Here is a 6,124-nt window from a genome sequence, read left to right on the forward strand (position 1 = left end):
GACATGCCATGACGGCGGCCCCGCGTTCCCTGTGGTTCACCCAGATGATCGAATATGAAGTGCCCGCTTCGCGCCAGGCAGCGCTGGCTGCGGCATTGGTCACGCGCAGTGAGGAGTTGGCTACGCGTTGCCAGGGTTTGCAAAGTGTCAGCATTCAGGCCAGTGACGATGGCAGCCGGGTCTTGCAGTACCTGCAATGGCAATCACGCCTGGCCTGGGTGGAGGCGGCGGAGTGTTTTGCCGAAGAGCCATTCTTCGACCTGCTCAGCCGCCATCAGGCGCGTGGTGTCAACTTCGCCGCGTACCAGACGCTGCGCAGCCTGGTGCGCGGGGCTGATGGTGGGCTGCATTGCCAGGTCGGCGACCCTCAGGCATACCAAGGGGCGTAGTGCGGGTAGCGGTCCAGGCGTGCGCCGACCACCATCTCGCTGACCCAGGCGGCCAGGATCGAACTGTAGGCCTTCTGGCTTTGCTCGCTGGATAGCGCGTGATCGGCACCGTCGACAATGCGATGGGTCAGCGAATGAGCGCTGACGAATGCCGAGCGGTAGCTCATCAGTGTGGCGTGGGGCACGTAGTCATCCTGCTCCGATTCGACCAGCAACACATCGCCCGCAAACTCGGCGCAGGCAGCCAATGCGCGGTTGTCGGAAGGGCCGAGCAGGCGCAAGCGGTAATCGTTCAGGCGCTGGCGATCAAGGGCTTGCTTGGGCATGTTCCACTCGTCATCCCAGTACATCGCTGGCACGCGCAGGGCCAGCCATTTCACCGGCCGCTGCAAGGTCAGCAAGGTGGCCAGGTAGCCACCGTAGCTGCTGCCGATGATGGCGATGGCGCTGCTGTCCACCGCCGGGTGGCTGACCAGCCGGTCGTAGGCGGCCAGCAGGTCCTTGAGGTTCTGCTCGCGGGTTACGGTCAGGCGCTGGCTTTCGGTTTTCTCGTGGCCGCGCAGGTCGAACGTCATGCACACACAGCCCAGGCCGGTGATGAGCCGGGCGCGCGCCAGGTCGCGCTGTTGGCTGCCGCCCCAGCCGTGGACGAAGAGAATGCCGGGCATCTTGCTGCCGGGGCTGACCAGGGTGCCGACGATGCTGTCATCTTCGACCTGCAGTTCCACGGTTTCACTCTGAATGCTCATGCTGGCGAATCCGCGCGTATTTGCTGAGTTGTCCGAGTTCACTGTCGTTTCCTTGATAGAAGAGGGTGGCGTCAGTGGGCAGGTCAGGGGTGCCAAATACTTCATGGGTGGAGGCGCATACCTGCTGCAGTGCCGGGTCGTCGGCGAATGCCTGCAATGCCAGCAGCTCTGCGCTGCTGGCTCCCCCCAAGCGCCAGGATTGTTCGAGTACGCCGCTGCGCAAATGGCCATCGGCGGTGGTGCCGCGGGCGATGTCGTAGTTACGGCGCGATGCGATGAAGCCTGGGAAGTGCTGCTCGGCGGCGTGTTCATAGGCCATGGCCTGGTTGATCGCCAGGCGCAGATGACCTTCCAGAGGCAGCTGCAGCAGGGCCTGGTAGTCGCCCCGCACCACGACCAGCTCGGAGCCGCCGTAGACTTCGGTGCCTTGGTGGTCCCGCGTCAGTTGCTGGGTGCCGTGATAGCTGCAGGTCAGGCCCCCGACGCGGACCTGGCCAACGCTGAAGGTCTCGACATTGCTCAGGTCTTCTTCCAGCACCAGGCCCCACAGGGCCAGGTCCCGTTCATCAATGTTGGCCAGCAGCGGTTCCAGTTGATCTGCCTGGTTGATGACGTGCTGGCCACGGCCCGCGCAAGCCAGCACCGGCTTGATGCGCAATGGGCCATCGAGCAGCAGTAATTGGGCGGCACGCCGGGCATCGGCTTTGCTGAAAACGGTGTAGCCGCAGAGCAGGGCGTCGCTCGCCTGGCGGGCGAAGGCATCGGTCCAGCCCGGTGGAAATTCGGCCTCGGCCGGCAGCGGGTGGGAAATGGCTTTGGTGGCCATGTAAGGGTGGCTGACCAGGCCTCCGAACAGGTCTTGCTCGCTGCGAATGCCCATGGCGGCATAACGCTCGGCGCCGACCAGGGTCTCGGTAGGCAAGTAATAGTAGTGTGGGTCTTCTTTTGCTGGCACGTCGGGCAGTACGGCATGGCAACCCAGCAGCCGGGCCAGTCGGTCGGCAAGCTTCAGGTGCACGGCATGTTCGTGTTCCGGGGTGTGCTCGCGGGTGTCGAGCAATACCACGGCAGTCTTCTGATCGCGGACACTGGGCATGGGCGTCTGCCTCTGCGCAATGAATGTACAGGTTGTGAAGCCCCTGTCAGCGGTAAGTTCAGCTGGAAGTGACTGATGGTCGCGGCCCGGTTGTAGGAAGCGTCTTCTTTGCTGGGGGCGGGATGGGCATAGCGTGCCGTGAGTCGGCCGCCACGATTGCGGCACCGTGGCAGCTGTTCCATTATTCTCAACCTGGAATAACCACGATGTGTCCGCAGGAGTGCGCATGAACGTTCAGACCACGATTGAGCAAAGTGTGCCGGAGCGCCTGGCGCGCGTGCGCGCAGTCATGGCCCGGGAGGGCATCGATGCCCTGCTGGTGCCGTCAGCCGATCCGCATCTTTCCGAGTACTTGCCGGGCTATTGGCAGGGGCGTCGGTGGCTGTCGGGCTTTGATGGTTCGGTAGGCACGCTGGTGGTTACCGCGGACTTTGCCGGTGTATGGGTTGATAGCCGTTACTGGGAGCAAGCCGAGAAGGAACTGGCCGGCAGCGGTATCGTCTTGATGAAGCTGTTGCCAGGCAAGCCGGGAGCGCTGGAATGGCTGGGTGACAATGTTCGGCTGCACGGCGCTGTGGCCGTGGATGGCGCGGTCATGGCGCTGGCTTCGGCGCGCCAGCTCGAGGAGCGGCTCCGGGCCCGCGAGGCGCGCCTGGTAACTGATCGGGATTTGCTCGCCGAGGTATGGGAGGGCCGCCCGGCGCTGCCAGGTAACCCGATCTATCAGCACCTGCCACCCCACGCCACGGTCAGCCGGGCCGAGAAGCTTGGCCAGCTGCGGGCGACGCTGCAGGAAAAGGGGGCCGATTGGCACTTCATCGCAACCTTGGACGACATCGCCTGGCTGTTCAACCTGCGCGGCAGTGATGTGTCCTACAATCCGGTTTTCGTAGCCTTTGCACTGATCGGCAAGGACCAGGCGATCCTGTTTGTCGGTGCCGGCAAACTCGATGAGCACTTGCGCCATGTACTTGCGGTCGACGGCATCGAAGTGCGCGATTACACGGAAGTTCAGCAGGCATTGGCTGAACTGGCTCCGCATAGCCGGGTGCTGGTCGACCCGGCTCGCGTGACCTGTGGCTTGCTGAAGCACCTGGATGCCCAGGTTCGGTTGGTCGAAGGGCTGAATCCGACCACACTGAGCAAATCACGCAAAGGTGAAGAGGAGCTGGTGCACATACGCCAGGCCATGGAGCAGGATGGCGCCGCCTTGTGCGAATTCTTCGCCTGGTTTGAGGCGCATCAGGGCCAGCAGACCATCACCGAATTGACGGTCGATGAGCAGTTGAGCGCTGCGCGTGCCCGTCGGCCGGGCTTCGTCTCGCTGAGCTTTTCGACCATTGCGGCGTTCAACGGCAATGGCGCGATGCCGCATTACCGCGCTACCGAAGAGTCCCATGCGGTCATCGAAGGTGATGGCCTGCTGTTGATCGATTCCGGAGGGCAGTATCTGGGCGGTACTACCGACATCACGCGGATGGTCCCGGTGGGTAATCCGACCCTGGAGCAGAAGCAGGACTGCACCCGCGTGCTCAAGGGCATGATTGCCTTGTCGCGTGCCAGCTTCCCGCGCGGCATCCTGTCACCGTTGCTCGATGCCATTGCACGGGCGCCGATCTGGGCAGACCAGGTCGACTACGGTCATGGTACCGGGCATGGCGTTGGCTACTTCATGAACGTGCACGAAGGCCCCCAGGTGATTGCCTACCAGGCGGCAACCACGCCGCAGACGGCAATGCAGGTGGGCATGATCAGCTCGATCGAGCCAGGTACCTACCGGCCTGGCGCCTGGGGTGTGCGTATCGAGAACCTGGTGGCGAACCGCGACGCGGGCAAGAGTGCATTCGGTGAGTTCCTGTGCTTCGAGACCCTGACGCTGTGCCCTATCGATACCCGTTGCTTGCTTGTGGAGCTGCTGACCAGGGATGAGCGGGAATGGTTCAATCGTTATCACGCAACGGTGCGCGAGCGTCTTTCTCCGCTGCTGCAAGGGGCTGCACTGGCTTGGCTGGAGGCGCGTACTGTGCCGGTGTGATTGAGCTGGCAGTCGGTAGATGAAAGAAGGGCAGCCCGTGGGCTGCCCTTCTTTATTTACAGATGACGATCATGCTGCGGCTGGTGTAGCCGGCGGGGTTGATACCGAACAGGTAATCCCCGGGTTCTTCGTCGCTGTCTCCGGAGCGGGCGATCACCTTGTAACCGCGTGAGCTACAGGAGCTGGCCGCCTTGCTGTAACACTTGTCCCATGAGGAGGAGAGGCCTGAGCAATTGATATGCAGGCCCTTTTTCCCCTTCTTGACCTCAGTCTTGGTCGTTGCGGCGCAACCGGCAATGGCCAAGATGGCCAGGATGAGCAAAATACGTTTCATTCCTGTCCTTAAATGCAGGGCCGACCAGCGGTCTGACCCTGACGTAATCGCATCGGTTCTTCCTGAATCGTCCTCGGCATCCGTGTCCGCACAAGTAGATAGCGAAAAGATTATGATTTTGTGACAGCTTAATCAGCAAGGCGAATGGGGACAATGGCTAATCTTGTCTCAATGAAAATACTTCTCAGATCAGTCTGCTGCCAGTGCAGGATTCGCCTCTCGGCGCATGGACAGTGTGGCGCCGACCGAGGCTGCGATGATGGCAAGAATTGCCAGCCACTGCGTGGTGCTCAGTACTTCGCCGAGGAACAGCAGGCCCGACAGTGCGCCAATCGCCGGTTCGATACTCATCAGCGTGCCGAAGGTACGGGCTGGCATGCGGGTCAAAGCGACCATTTCCAGGCTATAGGGCAGGGCGGTTGAAAGCACGGCCACACCCAGTGCCATCGGGATCAGGGCAGGGGTGAGCAGTGCACTGCCGGCATGCACGATGCCGATAGGCGCGACAAACAAGGCTGCGACCACCACGCCGAGGGCGGCGCTCTGGATGCCGTGCTCGGCGCCGGCACGTTGGCCAAACAGAATGTACAGTGCCCAGCACACGCCCGCGCCCAGCGCATAGGCTGCACCCAGCAGATCGAGCGGCTGGCCACCGTGCCCGACGGGTAGCAGCAACAACAGGCCGGTAACTGCCAGGGCAATCCACGCGAAGTCCAGCGCCCGGCGCGAGGCGAACAGCGCCACGGCCAGCGGGCCGGTGAACTCCAGGGCGACGGCGATGCCCAGCGGTGTAGTCTGCAGGGACATATAGAAGAGGAAATTCATGCCGCCTAGCGACATGCCGTAGATGACGACGTTGCGCAGGGTGTTGGCGGTCATGCGCACCCGCCATGGTCGCAGGATCAGCAGCATGATGATGCTGGCGAAGATCAGACGCAGGGTGGTGGTACCTTGAGCGCCGATGAGGGGGAACATGCTTTTGGCCAATGAGGCGCCGGACTGGATCGAGGCCATGGCGATCAGCAGCAGGCCGATCGGGAAGAGAGTGGCGGCCAGGCTGCGGGGCTGGGTGTTCATTTCTGCGCGGCTATCCTTGGGAGGCATGCGGGGTTGTGCAATATAGTGCGCAATTGCTTGGGTGGGGTGCAAGGGGGCCGGGTTGAGATTGGTTGCTTTTGAGAGGTGTCCGCCACAGGCGCTGAATGCGTTGCGGCAAGCACCTGGTGGCCCTGACACGGTCTTCTCTTCCTATATTTCAATTTCTTGAAATTAAAGGTTGACGGCCTTTCGAATCCCCTTATAATGCGCCCCACTTCCAGCGACATCGGAACGACAAACTCCTTGAAATTCAACGAGTTAGGTTGTTAAGAGGTAACTGGAAGGGCTTCGATCAAATGATCGATAGCGGTTGAGATGAAGGTTGACAGCGGTTTTAAACGCTGTATTATTCGCCTCCCGCTACGAGAGATCGCAGCGAGTCAAGTGTTTGAAGCTAAACGAGTTTCTCGCAAAAAACTTCAA

The 6,124-nt window shown here is 61.6% G+C and carries 6 protein-coding genes; 2 read left to right on the forward strand and 4 right to left on the reverse strand.

Features of this window, described 5'->3' with window-relative positions; translation table 11 throughout:
• Window positions 1–8 precede the first annotated feature (8 nt).
• The gene (locus ABE528_RS19355; RefSeq protein ID WP_346653804.1) at window positions 9–389 is read left to right on the forward strand and encodes an antibiotic biosynthesis monooxygenase; all 381 of its coding nucleotides are present in this window, start codon (window positions 9–11) and stop codon (window positions 387–389) included.
• Here the strand turns inward: ABE528_RS19355 and ABE528_RS19360 are convergent.
• Both ABE528_RS19360 and ABE528_RS19365 read right to left on the reverse strand, forming a co-directional pair.
• Entirely contained in the window at window positions 368–1,138 is a 771-nt protein-coding gene (locus ABE528_RS19360) for an alpha/beta hydrolase (RefSeq protein ID WP_346653805.1), read from the reverse strand. The genes ABE528_RS19355 and ABE528_RS19360 overlap by 22 nt on opposite strands.
• On the reverse strand, window positions 1,122–2,234 hold the full coding sequence (locus tag ABE528_RS19365; RefSeq protein WP_346653806.1) for a DUF3182 family protein: 1,113 nt from the start codon (window positions 2,232–2,234) through the stop codon (window positions 1,122–1,124). The genes ABE528_RS19360 and ABE528_RS19365 overlap by 17 nt, the downstream gene beginning before the upstream one ends.
• Before the next feature lie 226 nt (window positions 2,235–2,460).
• Here ABE528_RS19365 and ABE528_RS19370 point away from each other — a divergent pair, with 226 nt between their 5' ends.
• On the forward strand, window positions 2,461–4,269 hold the full coding sequence (locus tag ABE528_RS19370; RefSeq protein WP_346653807.1) for an aminopeptidase P family protein: 1,809 nt from the start codon (window positions 2,461–2,463) through the stop codon (window positions 4,267–4,269).
• A 52-nt stretch (window positions 4,270–4,321) separates the two neighbouring features.
• Here the strand turns inward: ABE528_RS19370 and ABE528_RS19375 are convergent, their stop codons facing one another.
• A complete protein-coding gene (locus tag ABE528_RS19375) occupies window positions 4,322–4,603 on the reverse strand; it encodes a hypothetical protein (RefSeq protein ID WP_346653808.1) in 282 nt (93 codons plus the stop codon).
• Between the two features lie 189 nt (window positions 4,604–4,792).
• On the reverse strand, window positions 4,793–5,680 hold the full coding sequence (gene rhtA, locus ABE528_RS19380; RefSeq protein ID WP_152958691.1) for a threonine/homoserine exporter RhtA: 888 nt from the start codon (window positions 5,678–5,680) through the stop codon (window positions 4,793–4,795).
• Between the last annotated feature and the right edge of the window lie 444 nt (window positions 5,681–6,124).

It is taken from the genome of Pseudomonas sp. TWI628, assembly GCF_039673865.1.
Classification (GTDB): domain Bacteria; phylum Pseudomonadota; class Gammaproteobacteria; order Pseudomonadales; family Pseudomonadaceae; genus Aquipseudomonas.

Bases quoted from the DNA above. Each gene is read 5' to 3' on its own strand.
- ABE528_RS19355 (WP_346653804.1), top strand. From the start codon at position 9: ATGACGGCGGCCCCGCGTTCCCTGTGGTTCACCCAGATGATCGAATAT.
- ABE528_RS19360 (WP_346653805.1), bottom strand. From the start codon at position 1,138: ATGAGCATTCAGAGTGAAACCGTGGAACTGCAGGTCGAAGATGACAGC.
- ABE528_RS19365 (WP_346653806.1), bottom strand. From the start codon at position 2,234: ATGCCCAGTGTCCGCGATCAGAAGACTGCCGTGGTATTGCTCGACACC.
- ABE528_RS19370 (WP_346653807.1), top strand. From the start codon at position 2,461: ATGAACGTTCAGACCACGATTGAGCAAAGTGTGCCGGAGCGCCTGGCG.
- ABE528_RS19375 (WP_346653808.1), bottom strand. From the start codon at position 4,603: ATGAAACGTATTTTGCTCATCCTGGCCATCTTGGCCATTGCCGGTTGC.
- rhtA (WP_152958691.1), bottom strand. From the start codon at position 5,680: ATGAACACCCAGCCCCGCAGCCTGGCCGCCACTCTCTTCCCGATCGGC.